This window comes from Kitasatospora sp. NBC_01246 (assembly GCF_036226505.1).
Taxonomy (GTDB): domain Bacteria; phylum Actinomycetota; class Actinomycetes; order Streptomycetales; family Streptomycetaceae; genus Kitasatospora.
Genome location: NZ_CP108484.1, coordinates 6,719,468 through 6,744,505, shown reverse-complemented (window position 1 = coordinate 6,744,505; position 25,038 = coordinate 6,719,468). Strand labels below are relative to the sequence as shown.

The 25,038-nt window shown below is 75.8% G+C and carries 12 protein-coding genes; 2 read left to right on the top strand and 10 right to left on the bottom strand.

The window, feature by feature from the left end; all coding sequences use genetic code 11:
• Positions 1 to 3: 3 nt before the first annotated feature.
• From OG618_RS28550 to OG618_RS28540, 3 genes are all read right to left on the bottom strand, one after another.
• Positions 4 to 2,151, bottom strand: a complete 2,148-nt coding sequence (locus tag OG618_RS28550; RefSeq protein ID WP_329490420.1) for a hypothetical protein — start codon at positions 2,149 to 2,151, stop codon at positions 4 to 6.
• A gap of 206 nt (positions 2,152 to 2,357) precedes the next feature.
• Entirely contained in the window at positions 2,358 to 3,923 is a 1,566-nt protein-coding gene (locus OG618_RS28545) for a lipase maturation factor family protein (RefSeq protein WP_329490419.1), read from the bottom strand.
• A gap of 507 nt (positions 3,924 to 4,430) precedes the next feature.
• The gene (locus OG618_RS28540) at positions 4,431 to 5,504 is read right to left on the bottom strand and encodes a GAF domain-containing protein (RefSeq protein WP_329490418.1); all 1,074 of its coding nucleotides are present in this window, start codon (positions 5,502 to 5,504) and stop codon (positions 4,431 to 4,433) included.
• Between the two features lie 408 nt (positions 5,505 to 5,912).
• On the opposite strand from OG618_RS28540, the gene OG618_RS28535 reads away from it, so the two are divergent.
• A complete protein-coding gene (locus OG618_RS28535) occupies positions 5,913 to 7,187 on the top strand; it encodes an acyl-CoA dehydrogenase family protein (RefSeq protein ID WP_329492320.1) in 1,275 nt (424 codons plus the stop codon).
• Between the two features lie 428 nt (positions 7,188 to 7,615).
• On the top strand, positions 7,616 to 9,403 hold the full coding sequence (locus OG618_RS28530) for a sensor histidine kinase (protein ID WP_329490417.1): 1,788 nt from the start codon (positions 7,616 to 7,618) through the stop codon (positions 9,401 to 9,403).
• Between the two features lie 119 nt (positions 9,404 to 9,522).
• On the opposite strand, the gene OG618_RS28525 is transcribed toward OG618_RS28530, so the two are convergent.
• The 7 genes from OG618_RS28525 to OG618_RS28495 form a co-directional block, all read right to left on the bottom strand.
• The gene (locus OG618_RS28525; protein WP_329490416.1) at positions 9,523 to 9,999 is read right to left on the bottom strand and encodes a MarR family winged helix-turn-helix transcriptional regulator; all 477 of its coding nucleotides are present in this window, start codon (positions 9,997 to 9,999) and stop codon (positions 9,523 to 9,525) included.
• A 211-nt stretch (positions 10,000 to 10,210) separates the two neighbouring features.
• Positions 10,211 to 12,274, bottom strand: coding sequence for a hypothetical protein (locus OG618_RS28520; protein ID WP_329490415.1), 2,064 nt, complete (start codon positions 12,272 to 12,274; stop codon positions 10,211 to 10,213).
• A complete protein-coding gene (locus OG618_RS28515) occupies positions 12,271 to 16,254 on the bottom strand; it encodes a vWA domain-containing protein (protein WP_329490413.1) in 3,984 nt (1,327 codons plus the stop codon). The genes OG618_RS28520 and OG618_RS28515 overlap by 4 nt, the downstream gene beginning before the upstream one ends.
• A 4-nt stretch (positions 16,255 to 16,258) precedes the next feature.
• On the bottom strand, positions 16,259 to 17,413 hold the full coding sequence (locus OG618_RS28510) for an ATP-binding protein (protein ID WP_329490412.1): 1,155 nt from the start codon (positions 17,411 to 17,413) through the stop codon (positions 16,259 to 16,261).
• Positions 17,410 to 22,518 (bottom strand): hypothetical protein, encoded by a 5,109-nt coding sequence (locus tag OG618_RS28505; RefSeq protein ID WP_329490411.1) that lies wholly within the window; start codon positions 22,516 to 22,518, stop codon positions 17,410 to 17,412. The genes OG618_RS28510 and OG618_RS28505 overlap by 4 nt, the downstream gene beginning before the upstream one ends.
• A complete protein-coding gene (locus OG618_RS28500) occupies positions 22,515 to 23,372 on the bottom strand; it encodes a DUF4132 domain-containing protein (RefSeq protein ID WP_329490410.1) in 858 nt (285 codons plus the stop codon). Before OG618_RS28500 ends, OG618_RS28505 begins: the two co-directional genes overlap by 4 nt.
• A 292-nt stretch (positions 23,373 to 23,664) precedes the next feature.
• Positions 23,665 to 24,849 (bottom strand): PQQ-dependent sugar dehydrogenase, encoded by a 1,185-nt coding sequence (locus tag OG618_RS28495; protein ID WP_329490409.1) that lies wholly within the window; start codon positions 24,847 to 24,849, stop codon positions 23,665 to 23,667.
• Positions 24,850 to 25,038: the final 189 nt, after the last annotated feature.

Sequence of the window (25,038 nt, the reverse complement as noted above, 5' to 3'; positions counted from 1 at the left end):
GGGTCAGCCGCGCGCGGCCGTCACGGCGGCGCCCAGCGCCTCCTTGATGCGCGGGCCGAGGCGGCCGAAGCCCAGCTCCTTCATCGCCGCCCGCAGCAGCTCCTCGTCGCTGCGGGCGACACCGTCACCGTCCACCCAGCGCACGACGGCGAGCAGCTCGTCGGCCGAGTAGGCGGTCACCGGACGCCCCGGCGTGAAGTCCGGCTTCCCGGGCCCGGCGGCGGGGGCGGCCTTGGGGGCCTTGGGGGCCTTGGGGGTCCTGGGGGCGGGCTCGGGCTTGACGGCCGGCTCCGCCTCGGCGAACCCGACCTCGGTGACCTCGGCAACCGGCACCGCTTCGGTCTCGGGCTCCTCGACCTCGGCGACCTCGGCGACCGGCTCGGTGACCTCCGGCTCGACCTCGGCAGTCGGCTCGACGACCTCGGCAACCTCGACGACCTCGACGACCTCGACGACCTCGGCGACCGGCTCGGTGACCTCCGGCTCGACCTCGGCAGTCGGCTCGACGACCTCGGCAACCTCGACGACCTCGACGACCTCGGCGACCGGCTCGGTGACCTCCGGCTCGACCTCGGCAGTCGGCTCGACGACCTCGACGACCTCGGCAACCTCGGCAGTCGACTCGGTGACCTCCGGCTCGACGTCGGCAGTCGGCTCGACGACCTCGGCAACCTCGACGACCTCGACGACCTCGACGACCTGCGCAGCCTCGGCTACGGACTCGGCCGGAGCCGCCTCGGGCTCGACGACCTCCGGCGCAACGGCCTCGGCCTCGGCCTCAACCGCGGGCACAACCTCGGCCTCGGGCTCCACGACCTCCGGCTCGGCCTCGGCCTGCGCCGGGACAGCCGGAGCCACGTCCACCAGGTCGTCCGCCGCGGGCGAGGGCGCCGGGAGCGAGACGACGAGCGGCCGGGCCTCGACGGGCTCCTCGGCCGTGGGCTCGTCCGCTCCGGTCACCGGCTCGGCCACGACCTGCTCGGCCTCCGCCTCTGTCGAGCTGTCGGCCGCCACCGGCTCGGCCTCGGTCTCGGTCTCGGTCTCGACAGCCGCCTCTTCGACAACCGCCTCTTCGACGACCGTCTCCTCAACGAGCGCCTCGGCGGCGCCCGCCTCCTCGACCGGCTCCTCCGCGACCGGCTCCTCGGCGGCGATCTCCTCGACGGGTGTCGCCTCCGTCGCCGTCAGGCCGTCGCGCTGACCCCCGGCCAGGGCCTGGCGGGCGCCGTAGGCGGCCTCGGCAGCGCGGCGGTCGGCGCCGGCGGCGGCGAGCTCGGCCAGCAGGTCGGCGAGACCGGCCTCTTCGAGCGAGGTCCGCAGGGAGCGGATGGTGGGGAGGCGGTAGAGCGTGCCCTCGTCCGCCGCCAGACGCTCCACCAGGTCGATGAGCTCGGGGAACGGCTGTGCTTCCAGGTCGTGCTCGGGCAGCAGCCGGCCCAGGTCGCGCAGCGCGGTGCCGATCGCTTCGAAGGCCGCCGCGGTCCGCTCCGCCAGCGGGCCGTCGGCCGGCGGGACGGGCAGTGCGCCCGAGGGGGCGAGGACGGCCCAGGCCCGACGTTCGATCTTGGCCGAGGCGAGCGCCTCGTGCAGCTCCTCGGGGCGGACCTTGCGGCCGCCGGCGACCAGCGCGGCGGCCTGCTTGCGCAGCCCGCGCACGCGCAGGAACGACAGCTTGACGCCGTTCTCGCGACGCCAGGCGCGGTCGGCCGTGGCGGCGACGAGCGCGTCCAGGTCGGCGTCGTACGCGGCGCCGATCAGGGTCGCGGAGGTCTGGTGGACACGCTGGAGCGTCTCGGCGAACAGCGCCGCGACGGCGACGCTGCCGGGCACCTCGATCCTGGCGTCGGCGGCCAGGGCGGTGACGGCCTCCCAGGTCTGCTGGAGTTCGCTGCCACGGAGTTCGGCGAGGGCGGTGGAGGCGGCGCGGGCGTCCTCGGGGGTCGCGACGGTGTCGACGGCGGCGTACCACGCGTGGGTCCCGGCGGTGAGGGTGAAGGCACCGAGCTCGGCGTAGCGGCCGAGCTCGTCCCGGAGGCCGGTCTCCACCGTGGCCGCCTGGCCGCGGTTCTGATCCGGGTCCGTGGCGTCCTTGGCGTCTGCGGCGGCCTTGGCGTCTGCGGCGTCGGCGTTGCGCGAGTGAAGCACTGTCATGTGAGGTCCGGTTCTGGGCGACTGCGGCGGGGCGGGCGGCGAGGGGGCGACGGACCGGGTGCGCACGGAGGCCCCGGCGGGAGGGGCTGGGGGCGCGCGTTCGGGCCGCCGGTTGTGGAGGCCAAGAATACGGGTGCCCGTTCGAGCCTTGCACGCACCCACCGTCCGACGGGCCGGTGTGGCGTGCCACACCGCCCGCCCGGCCGCTACTCGGGAGGGCCGGGCGGGTGGTGCGGTGCGGGGCCGGGCGGGTGGCCGGACCGCCGTCGCAGACCGTCCAGGGGTACCGAACGGCTCCGGCGGCCGAGCGGCGGCCGGTGACCGGAACGAGTGAGGGTGTCAAGGCTGACCGGCGCGAGGTACTCGTGCAGCGCGGTGCGGTGCCACCACGCGCCGGTGGACCGCAGTTCGTGCCAGTCGGTGAAGCGGTAGCGGTGGAGCGTCGCCCGGACGTGGGTCGGCGGGGCGTCCGGGAACGGATTGTGACGCAGGAGCCGCAGCGTGGCCGGGTCGTTCGTCAGCAATCGGGCGACGAACGGCAGGAACCAGGGCCGGGCGTACGCGGGCGAGATGGCGGCGAACCACATCAGCCAGTCCAGCCGCAGATGGTAGGGGGCGTACTGGCGCGGCAGGCGGCGCACGTCGCCGGGCTTGCCCTTGAAGCCGTACTCGCGCCAGACCGTCCGCCCGGTGACGGTGGCCTCGTCGGTGCCCTCGACCACCACCTCCAGGCGGATCCGGTTGACGCTGCCGAAGGCGCCGTAGGTGTTGACCAGATGAAGCCGGTTGAAGGATCGGTTCATCACCTGTTCACGGGAGACCATGTTCCGGACCGGCCAGTAGCTGAGCACCGCGACGGCGACGGTCAGCGCGATCACGAGGCCCTCGAACCAGCCGGGGGTACCGCCGTAGGAGCGAGTCCGGAAGGACAGCCCGAAGCGGGCGGGGTCCACGGCGGCGAGGGCGAGGGTGATGGTGAGCCAGTTCAGCCAGGCGAAGTTGCCCGAGGCCACCAGCCAGAGCTGGGTCACCACGACGATCACGGCCGCGTAGCCGGCGACCGGCTGCGGGAGGAGCAGGCCGACCGGTACCAGGAGCTGGGTGACGTGGTTGGCGGCGACCTCGGCCCGGTGCAGCGGCCCGGGCAGGTGGTGGAAGAACCAGCTGAGCGGTCCCGGCATCGGCTGGGTCTCGTGGTGGTAGCGCAGACAGGTCAGGTCGCGCCAGCAGCTGTCGCCGCGCAGTTTGATCAGCCCGGCACCGAACTCGACCCGGAACGCCAGCCAGCGCAGCAGCCAGAGCACCGGGAGCGGCGGGGCGACGTCCTGGTTGCCCAGGAAGACGGCGAGGAAGCCGGCCTCCAGCAGCAGGGACTCCCAGCCGAAGGAGTACCAAGTCTGGCCGACGTTGACGATCGACAGGTAGAGCAGCCAGAGCACCGCCCACAGCAGCATCGACCCCCAGAGCGGGACGGCGTCGCCCAGTCCGGCGACCAGGCCCGCCGAGAGCACGGCGCCCGTACCGGCGACGGCGGCGAAGAAGCGGTCGCTGTAGTGGAGGTGGAAGAGGCTCGGCGCGCGGCGGAACGGTACCCGGGCGGTGAAGGCGGGCACCGGAAGCATGCCCTCGGCGCCGATCAGGGCTCGGAACTGCGCGGCGGCGGCCACGAATCCGGTCAGGTAGACGGCGGCCAGCAGCCGTTGCACGAGGACCCGGCTCGGCCCGTACTCGGGTGCGGCGAACCAGTCGGCGAACCACTCCATGCGGCCCATGCCTACCATCGGTGGCCGTGCCGCGGGCGCCCGTCCGGGGGACGGGGCGTCCGGTTCACCCGCGCGGCGGCCGGGCGGCTCGCAACGAGCGGCGGCAGCGCGGCGGCGGACGGCGGTGCGGCGGTGCGGCGGCGGACGGCGGGGGCCGACTACGGCGGCGGGCTCCCCGCGACGCGCTTCGGCGGGGCTGTGGCCGCGACTACGGCGGCGGGCTCCCGGCGGTCACCGTGGTGGGGCGCCTCTCCTCGGGGGTGAGAGGCGCCCCGGCACGGTGGCGGGGCCGGTGGGTACGGGGTCCGTCCTGGACGTGGCGCCGGTCCGGGACGTGGCGCCGGTCGTGGTCGGGCCGGCGGCGGTAACCGGTCCGGCGGCTGCGACGGCGGCGGTCGTGTCGGCGGCACCGGTGGTGGTGGTGCCGGCGGCGTAAGTCGTGGTCGTGGTCGTGGCGGGGGTCGTGGCAGGGGCTGTGTTCATCGCGGTGGGGGACGGGTGGGGTGGCGTCCGGGGTCAGCCCGGGAGGACCAGCCCGGTCTCCCCGCCGCCGATGCCCGGCCGACCGGTGGCGCCACCACCGCTCTGCTGGAGCCGGTCGACCAGCAGCGCGGCCAGCGTGCCCAACTCCTCCTCGGTGCGGGACTGTGCGGTGACGTCCATGCCGACCACGAGCACGCCGTTCACCTGGCCGGTCCGCGCGGCCCGCTGCGGGGTGCAGGTGAAGCTGAAGATCTGGTGGATCCGCTGGGCGTCCGGCCGCGTGGACTGGAAACGGACGTCGTTCAGGACGGCGGTCCGACCGGTGTGGTACGCCTCGGCCACCGTCTGCTCCAGCCCCGCGGCAGCCAGCTGCGGGTAGGCCTGCCCGATCGAGCCGTGGGCCACCGGCGCACCGAAGGCCTCGGCGTGCCCGGGGTTGACGTAGCGGAGCTCCTGCTCGGGCCCGCGGGTCAGCATGATGGGGAAAGGCGAACCGTCGAAGGCGGCGAACATCTCCTGCTGCTGGGCGATCAGGTTGTCGCGCAGCCGGATCTCGGAGAGCAGCGCCTCGGCGAGGTGCTGGATGTCGCGCAGCCGCTCGCGCCCCCACTGGCGGGGTTCACGGTCGAGGACGCAGACGGTGCCGATGACGGTGTCGGTGTCGTCGACCAGCGGGGCGCCGAGGTAGGCGCGCACCCCCAGCTCGTCGACGACCGGGTTCCCGGCGAACCGGGGGTAGGCGAGGACGTCGTCGAGCGCCAGCGGGGAGCGCTGGGCGACCACGTGCGGGCAGAAACCGTGGCTCAGCGGCATCTCCCGGCTCGGGAGGTCGAAGACGATCCCCCGGTCGGCCCAGGAGCAGCCGGTGTCGCCCGGGGCGGCGGAGTTTGGCGGAATGAAGAGCCCCCGGAACATCTGCCGCTCGTCGTTGATGAAGTTGACCATGGCGATGGGGGCGCGGGTGAGGCTGGCGGCCAGGTGGGCGAAGCGGTCGAAGGCCTCGTCCACGGTGGGTTCGTTGAGACCCAGGATGCGCAGCCGGCGGGTCCGCTCGGACTCGCCGGCGGCACCCGGGAACTGGCCTTGAGTGCTCATCACATCAGTCATGGCGCACATGTAATCAGACCATCGGCGCGATGGACGCTCTCGGCCCACCCGACTCCCACGACTGACGGGCGGTCAAACCCGCACGTGGACGACCCTCCAGCAGGGCCGAAAAGCGGGAATGATCATTCCCCCGCCGCGGCGGCTTTCAATCCTCCTCCGACTTCGGGCGATCCGTTTCGCGCCATTCCAAGATCGACTATGGAGAGGGCCGGATCGCCATACGACAATGAGCCCTGCCGAAAACAGGGACGGGTTTCCGCCAGGATCCCGCCCCGCACATCCGCGCGTACCGGCTGCACCAGGGCAACCGGCCGCCACCTCATCACCCCCACCCTTGGGCGGCCGGAGCGGTTCGGCTGCACGGACGGAGGCACCACCACCCCGGAATCGAGAGGACCCAGCATGGCGATGGACTACTTCACCGACGAACGGCACGAGAGCCTCCGCGCGGAGGTACGTGAGTTCGCGGAGAAGGAGGTGCGCCCGCAGGTGGCCAGAATGGAGGCCGACCGGACGGTCGAGGTCGAACTCTCCCGCGAGATCGCCCAGCGCGGCTGGATCGGCGCGACCATTCCGCGGACCTTCGGCGGGCTCGGTCTCGGCCACCTCGCCAAGACGGTCATCGTCGAGGAGCTGGCCCGGGTCAGCGGCGCGATGGGCGCGATGGCGCAGGCCTCGCAGCTCGGCGTCGCCAAGGTGATCCACTTCGGCTCCGACACCCAGCGCCGCTACTGGCTGCCGCGGTTCGCCTCCGGCGAGGTGCTGCCGACGATCGCCGTCACCGAACCCGAATCGGGCGGCCACGTGCTCGGCATGACCGGCACCGCGCGGCGCGAGGGGGACGAGTACGTCCTCAACGGCCGCAAGTGGTTCGTCGGCAACTCCCACATCGGCGACGTACACGGCGTGGTGCTCCGCACCGGCGAGGGCAGCCGGGGCCTCTCCGCCTTCCTGGTGGAGAGCGACCGCCCGGGCTTTCGCACCGGCAGCCCCGGCTCGCAGAGCGGCCTGCACGGCTTCAGCTTCGGCGAGATCGTCTTCGAGGACTGCCGCGTCCCCGCCGCCAACCGGCTGGGCGAGGAGAGCCAGGGCCTGGACATCGCCTACTCCTCCTCGACCCTGTACGGACGGCTGAACCTGGCCGCCGTCGCACTCGGAATCCACCGGGCGATCGTGGAGGACACCGTGCGGTTCGCCGAGGGGCGGGTGCTCTACGGGAAGCCGCTCTCCCAGCTGCCGAACATAGCGCTCAAGCTGGGCGAGATGCAGTCCCGCCTGATGACCGCCAAGCTGGCCGCCTACCACGCCTCGCACCAGCTGGACCACGGCCGGCCCTGCGACGCCGAGTTGATGAACGCCAAGCTGATCAACACCGAGTACGTGCTGGACTCGGCGCGGAACGCGATGGAGATCCACGCCGCCCGGGGCCTGCAGGCCGAGTTCCACATCGAGCGCTACCTGCGGGACGCCACCCACATCTACCCGCCCGCCGGCACCTCCGACGTCCAGCGGCTGCGGCTCGGCCAGGTGGCCTCGGGCACGTACGGCAAGCAGTGGTCGGCGGAGCTGTCCGACCTCACGAGCTGGGCCTGGACCGAACTGGCCCAGCGGGAGGCCCGACTGGAGGCCGAGGCCGCCCGCCCGGCCGGCGCCGCCCTGCTGCACATGCCGCTCGCCGGCTGAAGCCCCCACCCCCCACACGGAGGCATCCGCGCCACCCGGAACCGGCCCACGCCCGGCTTCCGGCCCACCTCGGACTTCCCGTACTTGACCTGTTCCTGACGGCTTTCCGGAGACCTCCCCTCAGGCTCCCGGGAAGTCGTCGACGACCAGGGCCACCATGCTGACCTGCGGAGATCCGCCGAAAAGCGGCCGATCGACCGATGTAAAGACGCGTCACCATCCGCTTACATATCGTCAGTTGATGTTGCGACAGGGCCTCCCGGGGCTGATAGCGTGCCCGAAGTCGGCGGCCGTGCTGCACCCGCTCGGACGGTGGTACCACGCCACCTCGTCCGGCCCCCTCCGGGCCCGCCGGCCGTGGCGGCTCCGAGACCCCGGCCGGACCGCACACGGGCAGACCCGCCGTTGGCCCTGCACCAAGGAATCAGATGCCAGGCATATCGGCCCCGCGCCCGGGCCACCGCGCCGGCCGGTCCGGCTCGCTCCGCCGCTCTCTCCTCGCCCTCGTGCTGGTCCCCTGCCTCGGCCTCGCCGCCACCTGGGGCTACGCCCTCTCCCTGCTGCGCGGCACCGGCCACCGGACCGCCCTGGCGGTCGTCAGCGCGGCCGTCGCCGTCGTGCTGCTCTGGAGCCTGACCCGCGGCATCCGGCTGGCCCGGTCGGTGTCCGCCCGGCTGCGCGACCTGCGGGCCGACACCCTCTCGATCGCCCGGCACGAGATCCCCCAGGTGGTCGGCCGGCTCCGGGCCGGCGAATCCGTGCCGCCACCGCCCGCCTGGATCCCCGCCCGGCGCCTCGGCGACGAACTCCACCAGACCGCCGAGGGGCTCTCCGCCGTCCGCACCGCCGCGCTCACCGCCATCGTGCACCAGGCCCAGGGGCGGGAGGGCACCAAGAAGGTCTTCCTCAACATCGCCCGCCGCACCCAGATCCTGCTCCACCGCCAGATCAGCATGCTGGACGCGCTGGAGCGCGAGCACGAGGACCCCGGGCTGCTGCGCGAGCTGTTCGCGGTCGACCACCTCGCCACCCGGATGCGGCGCAACGCCGAGAACCTGGTCATCCTCGGCGGCGCGCTGCCCGCCCGGCGCTGGCGCAACGCCGTCCCGGTCGTCAACGTGCTGCGCAGCGCCGTCTCGGAGACGGAGAACTACTCCCGGGTGGTCGTGAAGGGCATCCCGCGCGTCGCGCTCGGCGGCCAGGCCGTCGCCGACGTCATCCATCTGATCGCCGAGCTGATCGAGAACGGCACCACCTTCTCCCCGCCCTACACCAAGGTGCAGGTCTCCGCGCAGGAAGTCCCCCGGGGGCTGGCCGTCGAGGTCGAGGACCGCGGTCTCGGGATGTGCCGGGACGAGTACGAGCAGCTCAACGCCTACCTGGCCGACCCGCCCGAGCTGGACGTCTCCGCGCTCGGGGACGACCTGCGGCTCGGCCTCTTCGTGGTGGCCAGGCTGGCCTCCCGGCACCACATCCAGGTCACCCTGCGGTCCTCCCCCTTCGGGGGGACGCGGGCCGTGGTGCTGCTGCCGTCGGCGCTGCTGGAGCGGATGGAACAGACCCCGTCCGTGGCCGGCCTGCCGCCCGGCGCCCGGGTGACCCGGCCGCCGGTGGTGGCGCAGGCCGACCGGAGCGGGGACGACGGGAACGGGGACGGCGGGAACGGGGACGGCGGGTCGGGCGAGGAGCCGGCGGCCCCGGAGGAGCTGACCGCGGGCGCGCCCCCGGCTCCCCCGGCGGCCGGCTCGCCGATCCCCGGGCTGCCCGACGCGGTGGTCGTCCCCCGGGCCTCGTCGTGGCAGCCGTCGGCGCCGCATGCCTCACCGACGCGGGCTTCGTCGCCCTGGCAGGACGACAACCCGTTCGGCGCGGCCTCGGGCGGGGGTGCGGACGCCGGTGTTCCGGAGGGCGCTCCTCCGGAGGGGGCCCGCCCGAACGACGCGCCTTCGGACGGCGCCCCTTCCGACCGCGCCCCTTCGGACGGCGGCGCGGTAGCCGGGGAGGCGTCCGCCGGACCGCGGGACGCGAACCCTCGGGACGCCCTGTGGGACGGCGTGGTGGAGAGCCACCCGGCCGACCCCGCCACGCGTACGCACGAGGGCGTCCAGGAGGTCCCGTCGGACCACGGACTCGAAGGGCACCCCCGCGTCCCGCCCGTCCTCCCCCGGCGGGTCCGCAAGACCGGCCCCGCGCAACAGAGGCCGGACGAGGTGTGACCCGACCCGGCCACCGCTCCAGCGGCGGCCGGGTCGGGTTCTCGGCCGCGCGCCGGTGCCGGTGCCGGTGCCGGTGTCAGTACCGGCTTCGGCGCCGACGTCGGCCGTACCGGTCGAGGTCAGACGGCGGCCGGGACGGTGGCCGCCGCCGGGGTGAGCTTGAGTTCCTCCAGGGCCCGCACCAACGGGGCCAGCTCCGGCGCGTCGGTGGCCTTGGCGAGCGTCGCCTCCAGGGTGGCGTCGTGCACCGGCCGGGCGGCTTCGAGCAGTTGGCGGCCCTGTGGGGTCAGCTCGGTGTAGATGCCGCGCCGATCGTCCACGCAGAGGAAACGGCTGAGCAGGCCGCGGTCCTCCAGGCGGGTCACCAGGCGCGTGGTCGCGCTGCTGCTCAGGGCCGCGGCCCGGGCCAGCTGCTGCATCCGCATGTGCCAGCCGTCCTGCCGCGAGAGCGCGTCCAGCACCGTGTACTCGACCACCGAGAGCTGGTGCTCGCTCTGGAGCGCCTTCTCCAGCGCGGCGTCGATGAGGCCGTGCAGAGCGGCGAGCGTACGCCAGCCGCAGGCGCGGATCTCGGCAGCATCGTCGTGGATACCCATGGCTCGCCCTTCGCTTTCCCTGTTCCGGTCCGGACCCCGGCCCGAGCTCGTGCACGAACCCGGGCTCGAACCCGGACCGGACCCGTGGCCCGGTCGACCCACCGGCCGGTCACTTGCCCGGACCCGGTCGACGGTAGTACGACCGGTCGAACGTCTTCCCGCCCCCCAGTATGCCATTCGACGCGCTTTACCTGCCTGTGCAAATACTTTCTTATGACCCGGCCTTGACCGGATCCTGCCCTTGCCAGCCACTCGCGCAGAGCGCCGAGGCCAACTCCTCGCCGTAGCAGGCCGCCGCCAGCCAGGCGGAGGTGAACGCGGCATGGTCGTCCGCCACCACCCTGCCGAACACGTCGCGGGGCTGGTCCGCCGCCGCCGCGCGGAGCGCGTCGAGCAGGGCCGCCCCCGTGGCCAGACCGGCCGTGCGCAGCGCCGACCGGCCGGTGTCCGCCGCCCCGGCGCCGAGCGCGAGCCCCTGCCGCCCGCCGGTCACCGCCTGCTCCACCCGGCGCGCCAGCAGATGGCCCGGAGCCGCGGGCCCGACCGGTCCGGCCGCACTGCTCGGGACCTCGACGGGGGCGGAGGTGCTGGACGCGGCGCCGAGGGTGAGATCAGCGGTCTGCAACCGCTCCAGGCCCAGATTGACCCGCGCCGCCCGATCGGCGGGCAGCGCGAGGGCCGGCTCCCCCGGCTCGGGGCCGGCCGGTGGCGTACCCACCGCGAGCAGCCGCAGCTCCGGGTGCTCGGCCCGCTCCAGCCGGCCGATCACCCGCAGCCGCAGGCCCGGCGCGGTGGCGAGCAGCGCCAGGTTGCCCCGGAACGCCAGCCCGGGGTGGTCGTGCGCCGCGCGCAGCGCGACCACCAGCCCGCCGCAGTCGGCCAGCAGCTCGGGCACGCCGCCCGACCCGTACGGTGAGGCGCCGAGCAGCGTGACGTCCAGGAACAGCAGGTCGCTCCCGGCCGGCCGGCCCTCGTACGGCAGCGCCGCCGCTGCCAGGGCCCGCTCCACCTGGACGGCCGGGGGCTCCGTCCAGAGCCCGGCGACCGGGTCCGCCGTCCACGCCACTCCCCCGGCCCGCACCGCTCGAACCGAACTGCCCGCGCCGAGCCGACCGTTGGCGGACCGCGTCGCCCCCTGGACGGCCAGCCCCGCCCGGCTGAACTCGCGGTGACTGAGCAGGGCGTCACCCAACCGGACCGCCCGGTTCCCCGCACCGACCGCCTGCGGGGCGGCCGTCGTCGGGTCGGCGTGCGGCATCACCTCGGCGACGGTGCTCAGCACGCCGGTGGCATCCACCGCCCAGGTGAGTACGCCCGCGTGGGTGGCGGTCAGGACCGGTTCGGCGAACAGCCCGTACAACCGCAGCCCGCCCGCCTCCCGGTAGACCTGACGGGCGGTGCCGCGCAGGGCGGCGAGATCGCCGTGCCCCGTACCCGGGGCCGCGGTTCGCGCACGGGTCAGGGCCGTGGCCACGGTCGGGGGCAGGGTCGGGGACAAGGCCGTGGTCAGGGTCGTGGTCAGGGTCGTGGTCAGGTCGAGCAGCTCGCGCAGGCCCGCGACCAGGAGCGCGAGCCGGTGGTCCGGCTCGCCCGAGCGGGCGGCCCGGAGCCGGCTCACCACCGCTACCGCTGCCGCGGCCGGCCGGTGGAACCCGTTCAGCCGCGCCCGGTGGGCCGCCCGCAGCAGCTCCGCCTGGAGCACGGCGCCGGCTCCGCCCACCCCGGCCGCCAGCACGACCGCGGCGGCGCGGTGCAGGTGGTGGACGGCGGCCTGCTCGGCCGCCGTGAGCGAACCGCCGGAGGCGTCGTCGGGAGCGGCATCGGGAGCGGTGCGGGGGCCGCCGGGCGTGCCGCCGACCGGGTCCGGTTCGGTGCCCGACTCCGAGCCCGGCTCCGAGGCCGGCTCCGGGCCCGACTCCGAGGCCGGTTCCGGTTCGGTGTCCGGGCCCGGTTCGGTGTCCGCGTCGGCGATCCGGCAGACCGTGACCGCCGCCGCCCGGTGCACGCAGGCCGGCGCCAGCAGGCAGCCGCAGCGGACATCGGCCTGCCCCCGGACCACCCCGCCCGGCGCGTGCAGGACGAGGGAGGTCTCCTCGTCCACCTCGATCCGCCACTCGTCGCCGTCCCGGCGCACCGGGCGCTCCGCCAGCTTGGCGGCCGCGCCGTCCAGCCGCTTCTGCAGGCGGGCCGACAGCCCCGCCACCACTTCGGCGACCACCTCCGGCCGGACGGCCGGCCAGGCCCCGCCGGACGGCACGCTCTGCTGCTCTGTCATCGGACCTTCTCCCCCACCCAGCGGGCCAGTTCGAGCGGGCTCAGCGCCGCCACCGGCATTCCGGCCGCGACCAGCTGGCTCGCGACCGCCTTCGAGTAACGCGCCGTCCCGGTGTCGTCGAGCGCGGCGCAGCCGAGCAGGTGACAGCCGGAGTCGACCAGCGCGCGGGTCTGCGTCAGCAGCCCGCCGATCGGTCCGCCCTCCTCGAAGTCGCTGATCACCGCGACCAGCGTCCGGGACGGCACGGTCACCAGCTCGCGTGCGTACTTCAGCCCGCTGGCGATGTGGGTGCCGCCGCCGATCCGGACCTCCAGGAGCAGGCCGAGCGGGTCCTCCACCCGCTCGGTCAGGTCGACGACCTCGGTGGAGAAGGCGACGAAGTGGGTGCTCAGCGAGGGCACCCCGGCCAGGATCGAGGCGGTCAGCGCCGCCCAGACCGTGGACGCCTCCATCGACCCGGACACGTCCACCACCAGGATCAGCCGCCAGTCGGCCGCCAGTCGGGCCCTGGTCCGGAAGACCGGCCGTTCCGGGACGATCACCGTGCCCGCCTCCGGATCCCCCGGCCGGGCCGGGCGCGCGGTGGCGAGGTTCGCCCGGATCGTCCGGTGGAGGTCGAGCCCGCCGCCGGGCCGCCGGCTCGGCCGCGGCACGCTGATCCCGGTGAGCGCCGGTCGGAGCCTGGTCGCCAGCTCCCGGGTGAGCTCGGACACCAGGCGCCGCACCAGTGGACGCAGCCCGGCGATCCGCGCCTCCGGCAGGCCACCGGCGTGCTCCAGCACGGTCCGGAGCAGGTCGACGGAGGGGCGGACGGCACCCGGGTCGATCGCGTCCAGCGCGTCGGCCCGGCCCTGCCCCACGGCGGCGGCGAGCACCTCTTCGCGGATGCCCGGCCCGAACAGCGCGGTCAGCTCCTCGGACCACTCGCGCACGCCCGGGTACGGGGCCTCACGGCCGCCCCGGTTGCCGCCCGCCCCGCCCCGACCGTCCAGCCCGGGCCCGGACCCCTCCCCGTGCCCGGTGCCGTACAGCTCGTCGAGCGCGGTCGCGAGCCTGGCCGCACGCCCCCCGAGGCCTCCGCCCCCCGGCCGCCCGAGCAACAACCGCCACCGCTCGGCCGGCGCGAGCCCCTGCCCGGCGGACGCGGGAGCGGGGACGTGCGCAGCGGGCTTCGGAGCCGGCCCGACATCCGTTCCCGGGCCGTGGAAGGGCTGGACGGCCTGCCCGGGGGCGGGGTGTCCGCCGTCGGTGGGCACGGCGAGGTGAGCCGTCCGGCCGGGATGGTCGGCCGCCGCGAGCCGCCCGGGCGCCGGCTCGACCGCCGGGCCACCGGCCGTCGCGGGAACATCGCCGGCGGACCCGCCGACGAGCTCGTCCGCCGGCCGGTCGGAGCGCCCGGGTGCGGCCAGCGGTCCGGCAGTCGGCTCGGCCATCGGGGCGGTGGGTCGCTCCGGGAGCAGCCCGCGTCGTTCCAGGGCGGCCCGGGCGGCGAGGTCCGCGCGGGCCCAGGCGGCGAGCAGCGTCGGCGGAACGGCGTCCGGCAGGGCCTGCAGACGGCTGCCCAGCCGCTCCTCGACCAGTGTCAGCAACCGGTCCCGCGCGGCCGGGGCGAGGGTGTCGAAGCCGCCGCGCAGTGCGGGCAGCCGGTCCAGGAACGCCGTGTCGGACAGGGCGGTGACCCGCTCCAGCACCGGTTCGAGCGCCTCGGGCGCGGTGGAGAAGAGCCCCTCCGCCGCCGTCAGCAGACCGACCAGCGATCGGCCGAGGGCATGACGAGTCCCGGTGTCGGTGGCTCCGTCGACCCAGGAGGCCGCGCGGCCGCCGAACGCGCTCGGGCCGTCCTGCCCGAGCAGGACCCGCACGGCCCCGGCCGCTCCCCGGACCAGCGGGCTCCCGCCGTCGGCGAGTTCGGTCAGCGTGTGGGCGAGCCGCACGCCGCCGGACAGGTCGGCCCGGCGGGCCAGCTCCACCAGGGCCCGGGCATCGGCGGGGTCGTCGGACCCGCCCAGCCCCTCCAGCTGGCGCACCGCCGCGTCGGTCAGCAGCTCCGCGGCCGAAGCGAGCGCGACGGCCCGGCCGCCGGGCTCGATCGGCCCGGCCCGCTCCCCGGGCGGCGCGGCCGGCTCCGTCCGGTCCGCGGTCGCCGGTGCGGAGGGGTCCCGCCGTGCCTCGGGGGCGAGGCCCGGGATGTGACCGGCGGCGAGGCGGTCCAGCAGGGCCAGTGCGTCCAGGAGTTCGGGGAGCGTCCCGCTCTGCGGGAGGACGGCGGTGAGCTGGGCGAGGCGGGTGTCGGCGAGCGCCGGCAGTCCGCAGGCGGCGGCGTCGGCGAGGCCCTGGACCACCTCGCGGGCGGTCGGGCCGTCGGCCTGCTGCTCGCGGCGCAGCCGCTCCCGCAGCGCGCCCTCGGCCGCTTGGGCCGGGGTGACGCCACGGGTGCCGGCGACCGTCAGCATCGCGGCGACGGTCGGGCTCCACTGCACGCGCCAACGGGCGCCGAGGGTCTCGGTGCCGCCCGCGCCCAGCCCGGCCACCGGTTCGCCGTAGGGGACGCCGCAGGCGGTGAGGCGGTGCAGGAGCAGGTCGCGGCGGCGGTCGAGGGCCGAGCGCAGCGGGTCCAGCCGGAGTTCCCGGGGGGCGGTCTCGGCGGAGTCGCCCGGCCCGGGGAGGCCGAGTTCGGTGAGGGCCGCTTCGACGGCGGGTGCCAGGCCGCTGCGCGGGGCGCCGGGCGCGGCCCGGCCGGTCCGGGTGCCGACCAGGACGCGCTCCAGCGCGCGGGCGACGGCCCGGCCGCGGCCGAGCGGCTCCCCCTGGGCGAGGACGGTCTGCACGGCTTCGACCAGTTCGCCCCGGCCGGGGGCGGCCAGCCCGCGCAGCCGGGCGAGGTCCCCGGCGAGCCGGACGATCTCGCGGGCGTCGGCCGGACCCGACGGGTGGTCCTGGGTGCGCAGGGCCTGGCAGATGCGCACCGCGGTGCCGGTCAGGGCGTCGGCGAGCCGCTCCGGATCGCCGCCCGCGTCGAGCACCGTGTGCTGCCACTCGGGGTCTCGGATGCCTGCCGGATACCCGGACCGGGCATCGAGCAGGGGGTAGGTGTAGGGGATCAGCGAGACGACGTGGTCGCCGTTCTCCGCGGGGCCGCCGTCGGGGTCGGGCCCGGCGGCCGCCGCGTCGTCGAGCAGCGCGGGCGCGTGGAACGCCCCGATGACGGCGGCGACCCGGCGCCCGTCGGCCCCGGCGGCCCGGATCCGCGCGCGCATCCAGGCCTCGCGTCGCAGGTCGTACGGGTCGACCCCGGCGCCGTCCGCCGCGTCGCGGCGCATCGCCCAGCCGACCAGCAGCGCGGCGCGGCGGACGGCCTCCGGGGTGGACCCGGGGGCGGCGGTCTCGACCAGGCGGTCCCAGAGGTCATCGTCGTCGTCCCGCCCGGTGAGCCGGTGCCGCAGCGCGGCGGCGACGCCGGGGCGGCCGTCGTGCACGGTGTCCCCGCTCGCCCGGCGGGCCTCGGCCCGCCGGGCGAGCGGCAGGTCGCAGGTGAGGGCCGGGACGCCGTTGCGACGGGCCCACCGCAGCGCGGCGAGCTCCGGGGAGAAGTCCGCGAACGGGTAGAAGGCGAGCCCGGCGGGCCCCTCGCCCGGACCGTCCCCGGAGCCGTCCGGGGCGGCCGCGAGGGCGACCGGCGCCCGGGTGGACTCGTCGGCCAGCCAGTCCAGCCAGGGCTGGAACTCGGCGGGCAGCTCGACCAGGACCACCTCGGGCCGGGCCGCGTCGAGCAGCGCGGGCACCACCGCGCTGAGCGAGGGGGCGTGGTGCCGCACCCCGATCAGGAACGGCCCCGGGCGGCCCGCTCCCGAGGCGGCCAATCGCGCCGCCTCCGCCTCGACCACCCCGCGCGGGTCGTCGTGGTCCCCGGGCGTGCCGGGGCCGCGAAGGCCCGCTCCTCCGGCTCCGGAGAGTCCGGTCACCGCGCTGCTCGTCGTCATCGCCTCACGCCTCCAGGGCCGAACGCAGGTCCCAGAGCATCCGCCAGGTGGCCGCGCCCTGTTCGGCACGGCGCCGGACCGGGCCGTCCCAGTAGCCGAGCAGCCGGGCGGCGTCGGCCGGGTCGTCCTTGCGGACGACGCCGATCAGCTGCCCCGGCAGCCGGCCGAGGAGGTCGCCGCCGTCGGGCAGGTAGGCGGCGCTGACGCCCAGCGCGGTGGCCACCGAGACGGCCTCGGCGGTGCTCATCACGGTGGACGGGCGCTCGACGTCCCAGCCCTCGGTGGAGCGGCCGGTGCGCAAGTCCCGGAAGGCGGTGACGAGTGCCTCCAGCACGGCGTCGTCCACCGCGTACGCGGCACCGGCCCGGGCGACCGCGGCGGTGGACTGCCGGCGGACCAGCTCGACCTCCGCCGCGAGGCTGCCGATCGGGCCGACCGTCTCGAAGTTGAACCGCCGCTTGAGGGCGGCCGACATCTCGCTGACGCCCTTGTCCCGCAGGTTCGCGGTGGCGATCAGGGTGAAGCCGGCCGCGGCGTGCAGCTGGCCGTCCGGGCTGCCCGCCAACTCGGGTACCGCGATGCGCCGTTCGGAGAGCAGCGAGACCAGGGCGTCCTGCACCTCGGGCAGGCAGCGGGTGACCTCCTCGACCCGGGCGACGGCTCCGGTGGTCATCGCGGTGAGCACCGGCGAGGGCACCAGGGCGTCCCGGCTGGGGCCCTTGGCCAGCAGCAGGGCGTAGTTCCACCCGTACTTCAGCTGGTCCTCGGTGGTACCGGCGGTGCCCTGGACGGTGAGCGCGCTGGTGCCGCAGACCGCGGCGGCGAGCAGTTCGGAGAGCATCGACTTCGCGGTGCCCGGTTCGCCGACGAGCAGCAGACCGCGCTCCCCGGCGAGGGTGACCACGCAGCGCTCGACCAGCGCCCGCTCGCCGACGAACTTCTGCTCGACGGCCAGGCTCCTCCGCCCGGCCTTGAGCTTCTCGCCGCCGCTGCCCATCACGAAGGTGACCACGGCGCGCGGGGTGAGCCGCCAGCCGGGCGGGCGCGGGCCGGTGTCGTGGGCCGCCAGGAACTCCAGTTCGGCGGCGTACCTCTCCTCGGGCGGGACGATCTGCCGAGCCGTCGGATCGGCGGACTGGTCCTTCGGGGCGGTGGTCATCGGCGGGCCTTCCTGCGCTTGCCGGTACGGAGCTCTTCGTATCCGGGGACGTCCCCGTCGCCGATCCGCTGCCAGGCCCGGGCGAACAGCTCCGGGACGGACAGCCGCGGCAGGACGGCGTGGTGGGTGGGCAGTTCGTACAGGCCGGCCTTCCAGGTCTCCGCCGGGAGGCCGGGGGCCTTGGCCTCCTGCCAGCCGCCGGGCAGGAAGAGGCCGCGGCCGGCCCGGGCCCGCTTGGCCTCCAGCACCAGGTCGGTGGCGGCGAGTTCGGCCCGGGCCCGCTTCAGCCGGGCGGGCTTCCAGCCCGTCCAGCGGGCGACGTTGCGGTCGGTCGGGTCGGGCAGCGCGAGCAGTTGGAGGTAGAGCGCGGCGGCGTCGGCGCCGAGGCCGTGGGCGGCGGCCACCTCGGCGACCAGCGGGCCGACGCTGAGCTGCGGGTCCTGTGCCCAGCGGGCCTCCTCCCCGGCACCGGTCGGCGCCGGGTCGGGCGCGAGCTCCGGCGGGGCCACCAGACGCTCCAGCTCGCCGTCCAGGATGGCCGCCAGGGCGGGGCGCTGACTGGTGAACCAGTAGCCGTCGACGAGCCCGGCCAGCAGCTCCAGCACCGGATCGTCCCCGCCGGTGAGCCCGGCCGGGCGCAGCCAGACCTGCTCGTCCTCGGTGCGGCCGGGGGCGAGCACGAGGGCCTCCCCGCAGCGGACCAGACCGTCGGCGTCGGCTCCGCCCTCGGCCGGCAGCCCGAAGCGGGTGCGCAGCAGCGGCGACAGCTTCTCGCCCTTGGCGGTGCGGTGCAGGTCGTAGTTCAGCAGCAGCTCCGGGTCGGCCAGCCGGGCCCGCAGCGCGGCGGCGGCCTGCGGCAGCAGCGGGCGCAGCGGGCTGTCGGCGGGCAGGTGGTAGGCGAGCCAGCGCAGGGCGTCGACGGCCCCGCCCAGACCGGTGTCGCCGGGCAGGGCGTGCGGGTCGTCGGCGACCAGCTGGACCGGCCCGCCGTCCTGGGTGGCCCGCACCCGGTAGCCGGTGGTGCGGTTGAGCCAGGGCGTCCGGGCGGGGTTGAGGACCTCTTCGATGTGGTCGATCCCGGCACCGTTGACGGTGGCCTGGGCCTCCTCGGGCAGGGTGACGAGCCGTCCGAACCGCTCCGTCCACCGCTCGGCTCCGGCCGCGGTGTCGGGGCCGTCCGTCCAGAGCGCCTTCGGGTCGGCGGGCAGGAGCGCCGTCCAGACGGCGCGGAGGCCGGCCCGGTCGCGACCGCGCAGCCAGTCCCGGGCGGCCTTGGCCTCGGCCGACTTGAGGCCGTACTCCTTGAGCCGGTCGGCGGGGAGCACGGTGCCGTACCACCCGAACAGGGTGTTGGTGGGGCTGAGCAGCAGGGCGGCCCGGGTGGCGCCGATGCCGGTCGCCGCACCGAAGGCGGCGGCCTGCCCGGCCTCCCGGACGAACCCGCCGTGCAGGGCGAGCAGGGCGGTGAACCGCGCCGTCCAGTCGGCGGTGACGACCTCCTCGGTGTTGCGCTCCCCGGCGGTGCCGAAGTGGGCGACCGGCCCGAAGGCGCCGCTCGGGTCGTGGTCGACGGCGAGCCAGTTCACCCGGTCCTCGCGGTGGTGGCGGCAGCCGAGGACGACGACCGTCCGCTCCCCGTGCCGGAACACCTGGCCGGCCCGGGACGGGTGCTTGCGGGTGGTGCCGTCCGGGTCGACGAAGTCGGCGAGCGGCTCGGTCAGCACGACCTCGCGCAGGGTGGCGCCGCGGTCGGCGAGCAGGCCGCGGGTGAGCTCGGTCAGCAGCAGGGCGAGCGCCGACCGCTCGGCCGCGCCGGTGAGCGGGGCGGCCGCGGCGTAGGCGAGGGTGCCGAGGTGGCCGAGGAGGCTCAGCCAGCCGTGGTGGTTGTCGTCCCCCTCCAGCTCGACCCGGAGCGGGGCGGACCAGCCCTCGGTACCGGGCGCCACGGCCGGTGGCCCGGTGAGGACGCCGAGGACGGTGCGCAGGTTGCCGAGCACCCGCCAGTGGTCCCCGTGCTCCCAGGAGCGGCCGAAGCCCGAGGTGTCGGGCAGCAGGATCTCCACCGCCTCGCGCAGGTCCTGGTCACGCCCGTGCTCGGGCCGGTAGGCGGCGCCCGCCCGGGCGGTGCCGGGCTTGGGACGGGCCTCGGCCTCGGGCTGCGGGACGAACCGGGCGGCGAGGTCGAGCAGTTCGGCGGCGGACCGGGCGAGGCCGGCGACGCCGGCCCGCAGCAGCGGGTGGCCGACGCCGGGCAGCACGGCGCCGACGGCCTCGACCGGCACGGACTGCCGGGCGGCCTTGCCCACCGCCAGCGGGCGCCGCACGCCCTGGACGGTGAGCCAGCGCTGCTCGGCCTCCGCGGGCGGTTCGGCGTCCGTCGGCCAGGCGGCGTCGATCAGCCGGGCGGCCTGCTCGTCGGTCAGACCGCGCAGGACCAGCGAGCCCGCCTTGTCGCGCGGCCGCAGGGCGTGCCAGTGGGCGAGCGGGGGGACGAACGCGGTACCGGCGGCCGCCAGACCGCCGGGCCGGCAGGTCTGCAGGTCGGTGCTGGTGTCGGCGCCGCTGCCGTCGGCGTCCGGCAGGGCGAGGCCGAGATCGCCGCCGCGCTCCTCGACGACCAGCGGGTGGGCGTCACCGGGCAGGCCGAGCCGCCCGAGCGGGAACCGATCGGCTCGCCGGCCCTTTCCGGCCAGGGTGAGGGTGGTGCCGTCGGCGGTGCCGGTGGTGACCTTGGCCCCGTCGACCCGGACCCAGCTGCCGAGCACGACGCCGTCGGTGCCGAGCGGGGTGGCCTCCAGACCGGGCTGCATCGGCAGCAGCGACGTGCGGTCGAGGTCGAGGCGGCCGGCCGCCGCGGTGGCGGCGATCCTGGGCGGTTCGGCGGCGCGGCCCAGGGCGCCGGTGGCCGCGTCCAGTTCGGTGAGGACGTCACCGGACCGGCTCGGGCGGACCGTCCAGTGACCGGTGCCGTCGCCGATCACCCGCGCCTCGGCGGGCATCCGGGTGTCACCGACGTGCAGCGGGCGCTCGCCGGTGGTCCGGCCCCCGCCGGACAGCGGGATCGACGGGATCTCCGGGTCGTCCTGGCCGCCGTAGTAGCGGACGATGGTCTCCCCGCCCAGTTCGAAGGTCTCGGTGGGGCGGCCGGACCAGTAGGCGTACTGCTTGTTCTCCCGGTACCAGGCGACCAGCAGCTCGCCGTCGACGAAGCGCAGCCGGGGCCGCTGCCAGCGCTCCAGCTTGTCGGGGATGCGCAGGGTGTGCTCCAGCAGGATGCCCTGCGGACCGACCACCACGACGCGGTTCCCGAGCTCCAGGACCAGCTGCGGCCAGGCCTCCTCGACGCAGAGGCCGTCGGGCAGTTCCCTGCCCTCGGGGCCGCCCGGTGCCTCGCCCGCCTCGATGCCGAGCCGGACGAGTGCCTCCTCCAGCGCGGGCCAGCCGAGCTCGTCGAGGATGCCGGTGCGCAGCGTGCGGGCGAGCAGTCCGGTGACGTCGAGGCCGGCGATCCGCTCGGCGGCGGCCGGGTTCTCGGTGCGGATCGCGCCGCGGCTGCTCCGCAGGTCCTTCAGCAGTTCGGCCGCGCTCGCCAGGCCGCGCGCGGCGAGGAGTTCGTCGGCCCGGGCGTCGGACCACTCGACGAACAGCTCGCGCAGCACCGGGAGGGCGGCCAGCTGCTTGTGCGCGGCGGCCGTCCAGCTGTTGGGCACGCCGGAGCGCAGCAGGGCGCGGAACCGCGGGTCGGCGGCCACCGCGGCGAGGGTGCGGCCGCCGGGCCCGGACTCGCGCACCCAGTCGCCGAGGCTGAGGCTCTGCCCGTCGGCCGGGTCGGCGACCGGGACGCCCTCGGCGAGCAGCAGGTCGAGCAGCTCGATCTGGTGGGGGCCGCGCCGCGTCCCGGTGAAGAGGTCGACCGGGATGCCGTCGGCTCGCAGCCGCCCGGTCATCCGGGCGGCCAGCGCGACGGTCTCGGCGTTGAGCCCGTTGGTGCGCCAGCCCCGGCCGATGTGGCCCACCCAGCGCTGCAGCCAGACGGCGGCGGCCGGGGTGGTCCCGGCCCGGCCCTCCGCGCCGCCGGCGGGCAGGCCGGTCAGCAGCTGCTCGGCGCCGCTCTCGGCGAGCACGGCGAGCCAGGAGGCGTCCTGGGCGCTCTGGTCGGAGACCCCGGCCGGGTCGGGCATGATCTCCAGCAGCCGGGCGCGGACGCCCTCGTCACGCCGGGCCAGCTCGATGACGGCGCCGTGCCAGGACTTCCAGAAGGCGCCGGGCGCGCGGTTGACGGCGGGGGAGGCGAGCAGCTCGGCGAGCAGGGCCTGCTCGTGCTCGGTGCGGTCGAGCCCGGCGGCCCGGATCAGGGCGCGGGCGTCCTCGGCGATCCCCGCGTAGGGGGCCATGCCGGCGGCCGAGCGCTCGGTGCAGAGCTGGCGGAAGCGCTGCCAGGCGGTCAGCGGGTCGAGCCGGCCGCTCAGCTCCTTCACGTACTGGCGCAGCGCCTTGACGGTGAGCGCGCCGGCCAGCGCGAACTCCAGGAAGACGGCGCGCAGCCGCTCCTCGTCCACGGCGAGGCTGTGGGTGCGCTCGGCCTCGCGGGCCTTGCCGAAGAAGGTGCCGGCGTAGGTCTGGTTGCCCTGTTCGACGAAGATCCTGCCGACCTCCTCGCAGTAGGTCGGCAGGAAGTGCGGCACCGCGCGGCCGAGGCGCACGGCTAGCTCGTCGAAGCCGTCCTTGGCGTGGCCGGGCTTGGACTTCGCCTGCCGGGCGAGCCGCTCCATCTCCTTGACCAGGGCGAGCGCGTGGTGGCCGTTCGCCGGGTCGTGGACCAGCGCCCAGGCGGGGAAGCCCAGCGCCTCCTGGCGGACCTGGCCGACCTCGGCCGGCTCCGCCGCCGGCTTCAGGCCGAGGAAGTCGACCGCCAGGTCCTCGGCGGGCCCGAGCGCGCCCGGGACGAGCCGGACGATCCGGCGCCCGTCGAGCGCCGGGTGGGCGTAGCTGCGGGCGGTGAGGACGTCGGCGGCACTGTCGGGCTGCCCGGCGCCGGGCAGCGTGCCCGCCGGGAGGACCGCTCCGGCATCCAGCAGGCGCTCGTGCAGTTCGGTGGTGCTCATGCGGGCTCCTCCCCTTCGATCGTGCGGCCGGCGTACAGCGCGGCGGCCATCCGCATGCCCTCGGACCAGGCGACCGGCCCGACCTCGGCCGCCGGCAGGATCGTGCCGTCCGGGCCGGCCCAGCTGAGCGCGCCGGTCTCGCACTCGTCGTACTCGTAGTAGTCCCCGACCCAGACGCGGGCCTCCAGCGCGCGGCCGCCCTCGACCACGGGCAGCACGGCGTAGCCGCCGCGCACCCGGTAGCCGAGCCGGGCGCAGCGGCCGAGCAGGTCGCGCAGGGCGTTGTAGCGGCCGCCGGCGTAGCTGGTGACCTCGGTACCGGACGCGGCCTCCGCCGGGCGGTGCCAGACCTCCCGGTACAGCTGCTGCACCTGCTGGGAGACCCCGAGCTCGACGGCGAACTCGCGCAGCTCGTCCAAGTCCTCCAGGAGGACGGGGTGGGGTATCAGGATCTCGCCGTCGGTGAGGCGCACGGTGTCCCCGTCGAGGTCGACGAGCCCGAGGCCGCGTTCGGCGTCGGCGCCGCGCAGGAACCCGGCGACCTCGCCGTCCGCGCCCGTCACCACCAGGTCGCGCAGGACCTCCTGCCAGGCCTCGTCCGGCCAGACCGCGACCAGGACCGCGGCGGGGACGGGCAGCGAGCGGACCATCCACCGCTCGACGTCCTCCAGGCAGCCGCGCCGGTGCGCGGCGAGCCACTCGGTGAGCTGCTTGAGCCCGGTGACCACTGGATCGTCGTTCAGCTTCGACGGAAGGGACTTCAACGGGCGGCCGGCCGCGTTGCGGCACACCACCCTGCCCTCCGCGTCGAGCGCGACTTGATAGCCGCCCGTCCCCGCTTCCACCCACGTCACGGCCGCTCTCCTCCCAGCTGCTGGTCTGCGATGGGAGGAACGTAACGGGACACACTGACAACGCGGCCGCCGGGGGGCCGCTCCTGCGGGCCAGCCGCTTCAAACCCATCGAACGAGTGAACGATCAGCGGGGACGACGACGCGGCCACCACCCCGGCCGACGGCCCGAAGGGGTCCCAACTCCCTTACAGCACAGGCGATCTGCGAGCTCAACACGCCGACCGGTCGGCGGACCGCGCATTCGATCCGGGCATGTCAGAAGCGGCCGGGACCGCGGGGACCGGCCGCGCCGCTAGGAGACGGTCAGGCGCAGGATCCGGTCGTCGCCGGAGCGCGAGTCCCCGCGCCCGTCGGTGTTGTTGGTGACCAGCAACAGCGTGCCGTCCCGGTCCGCGACCACCGTGCGCAGCCGCCCGTAGGCGTCGTCGAGGAACGCCTCCGGAGCCCCCGCCGCGCGGTCACCGTCGAGCGGGACGCGCCAGAGCCGGGCGCCCCGCAGCGCGGCGATCCAGACGGCGCCGTCGGCGTAGGCGACACCGCTCGGGGACGCGTCGGCGGTATGCCACTGGGCCACCGGGTCGATGAAGTCGGGGCGGTTCCCGGTGCCCTCGACCACCGGCCAGCCGTAGTTGCCGCCGGCCTTGATCAGGTTCAGCTCGTCCCAGGTGTCCTGGCCGAACTCCGAGGCCCAGAGCCGCCCTTGGGGATCCCAGGTGAGCCCCTGCACATTGCGGTGGCCGTAGGAGTACACGGGCGAGCCGGGGAAGGGGTTGCCGGGAGCGGGGGTGCCGTCCGGGGCGAGCCGCAGGATCTTGCCGCCGAGCGAGCCCTTGTCCTGGGCGAGCCCGGTGTCGCTGCTGTCCCCGGTGCCCACGTAGAGCAGGCCGTCGGGGCCGAAGGCGATCCGCCCGCCGTTGTGCCGGGGCCCGTGCGGGATGCCCGTCAGGAGGACCTCGGGCGTGCCGAGTTGCTGCTTCGCCGGCCGCGTCGGGTCGTACGCCAGGCGCACGACGCGGTTGTCCGCGGCGGTGCTGAAGTAGGCGTACACCAGGTGGTCGGTGGCGTAGCCGGGCGACAGCGCGAGGCCCAGCAACCCGCCCTCGCCGCCGGAGACCACCCCGGGGACGGTCCCGGTCTCGGTGCGGGCGCCGTCCTTCGCCGCGACCCGGACGATCCGGCCGTCGTCCCGCTCGGACACCAGCAGATCCCCGTCGGGCAGCACCACCAGGCCCCACGGCGCCGCCAACTCCTCGGTGACCGTCGCCCGGACGGCCACCGACGGCGCGGCACCGGGCGTGGCCGGGGCGGACTCGGTGGCGGAGGCGGTGGGGGAGGCGGTGGGGGAGGCGACTGCCGAGGCGGCGGCCGAGGTCGGGGCGGCCGACGTGGCCGCGGGCGCCGGCGCCGACGAACAGCCCGCGACGGCACCGGACCCCAGGAGCAGAGCCAGCACCCCGGCTCCGACACGACTGCGCACGAGCGTCTCCCCTCAGGAGGACGGTCCAGCAGGACCGGAACGGCTGCCGCGCGGGAGCGGAGGGCACGGCAGCCCTCAGCTCATCACAGCGACCCCGCGCTCCGCCGCCCGACACTCACGCCACCCGCCCCGACCGGGCCGAAGCCCCGGCGCACACCACCACCCCGGCCGGTTTCACCCGGACGTGCG

Excerpts from the sequence above, each read along its gene's own strand:
- OG618_RS28550 (WP_329490420.1), bottom strand. The coding sequence starts at position 2,151 with ATGACAGTGCTTCACTCGCGCAACGCCGACGCCGCAGACGCCAAGGCC.
- OG618_RS28545 (WP_329490419.1), bottom strand. The coding sequence starts at position 3,923 with ATGGGCCGCATGGAGTGGTTCGCCGACTGGTTCGCCGCACCCGAGTAC.
- OG618_RS28540 (WP_329490418.1), bottom strand. The coding sequence starts at position 5,504 with ATGACTGATGTGATGAGCACTCAAGGCCAGTTCCCGGGTGCCGCCGGC.
- OG618_RS28535 (WP_329492320.1), top strand. The coding sequence starts at position 5,913 with ATGGACTACTTCACCGACGAACGGCACGAGAGCCTCCGCGCGGAGGTA.
- OG618_RS28530 (WP_329490417.1), top strand. The coding sequence starts at position 7,616 with ATGCCAGGCATATCGGCCCCGCGCCCGGGCCACCGCGCCGGCCGGTCC.
- OG618_RS28525 (WP_329490416.1), bottom strand. The coding sequence starts at position 9,999 with ATGGGTATCCACGACGATGCTGCCGAGATCCGCGCCTGCGGCTGGCGT.
- OG618_RS28520 (WP_329490415.1), bottom strand. The coding sequence starts at position 12,274 with ATGACAGAGCAGCAGAGCGTGCCGTCCGGCGGGGCCTGGCCGGCCGTC.
- OG618_RS28515 (WP_329490413.1), bottom strand. The coding sequence starts at position 16,254 with ATGACGACGAGCAGCGCGGTGACCGGACTCTCCGGAGCCGGAGGAGCG.
- OG618_RS28510 (WP_329490412.1), bottom strand. The coding sequence starts at position 17,413 with ATGACCACCGCCCCGAAGGACCAGTCCGCCGATCCGACGGCTCGGCAG.
- OG618_RS28505 (WP_329490411.1), bottom strand. The coding sequence starts at position 22,518 with ATGAGCACCACCGAACTGCACGAGCGCCTGCTGGATGCCGGAGCGGTC.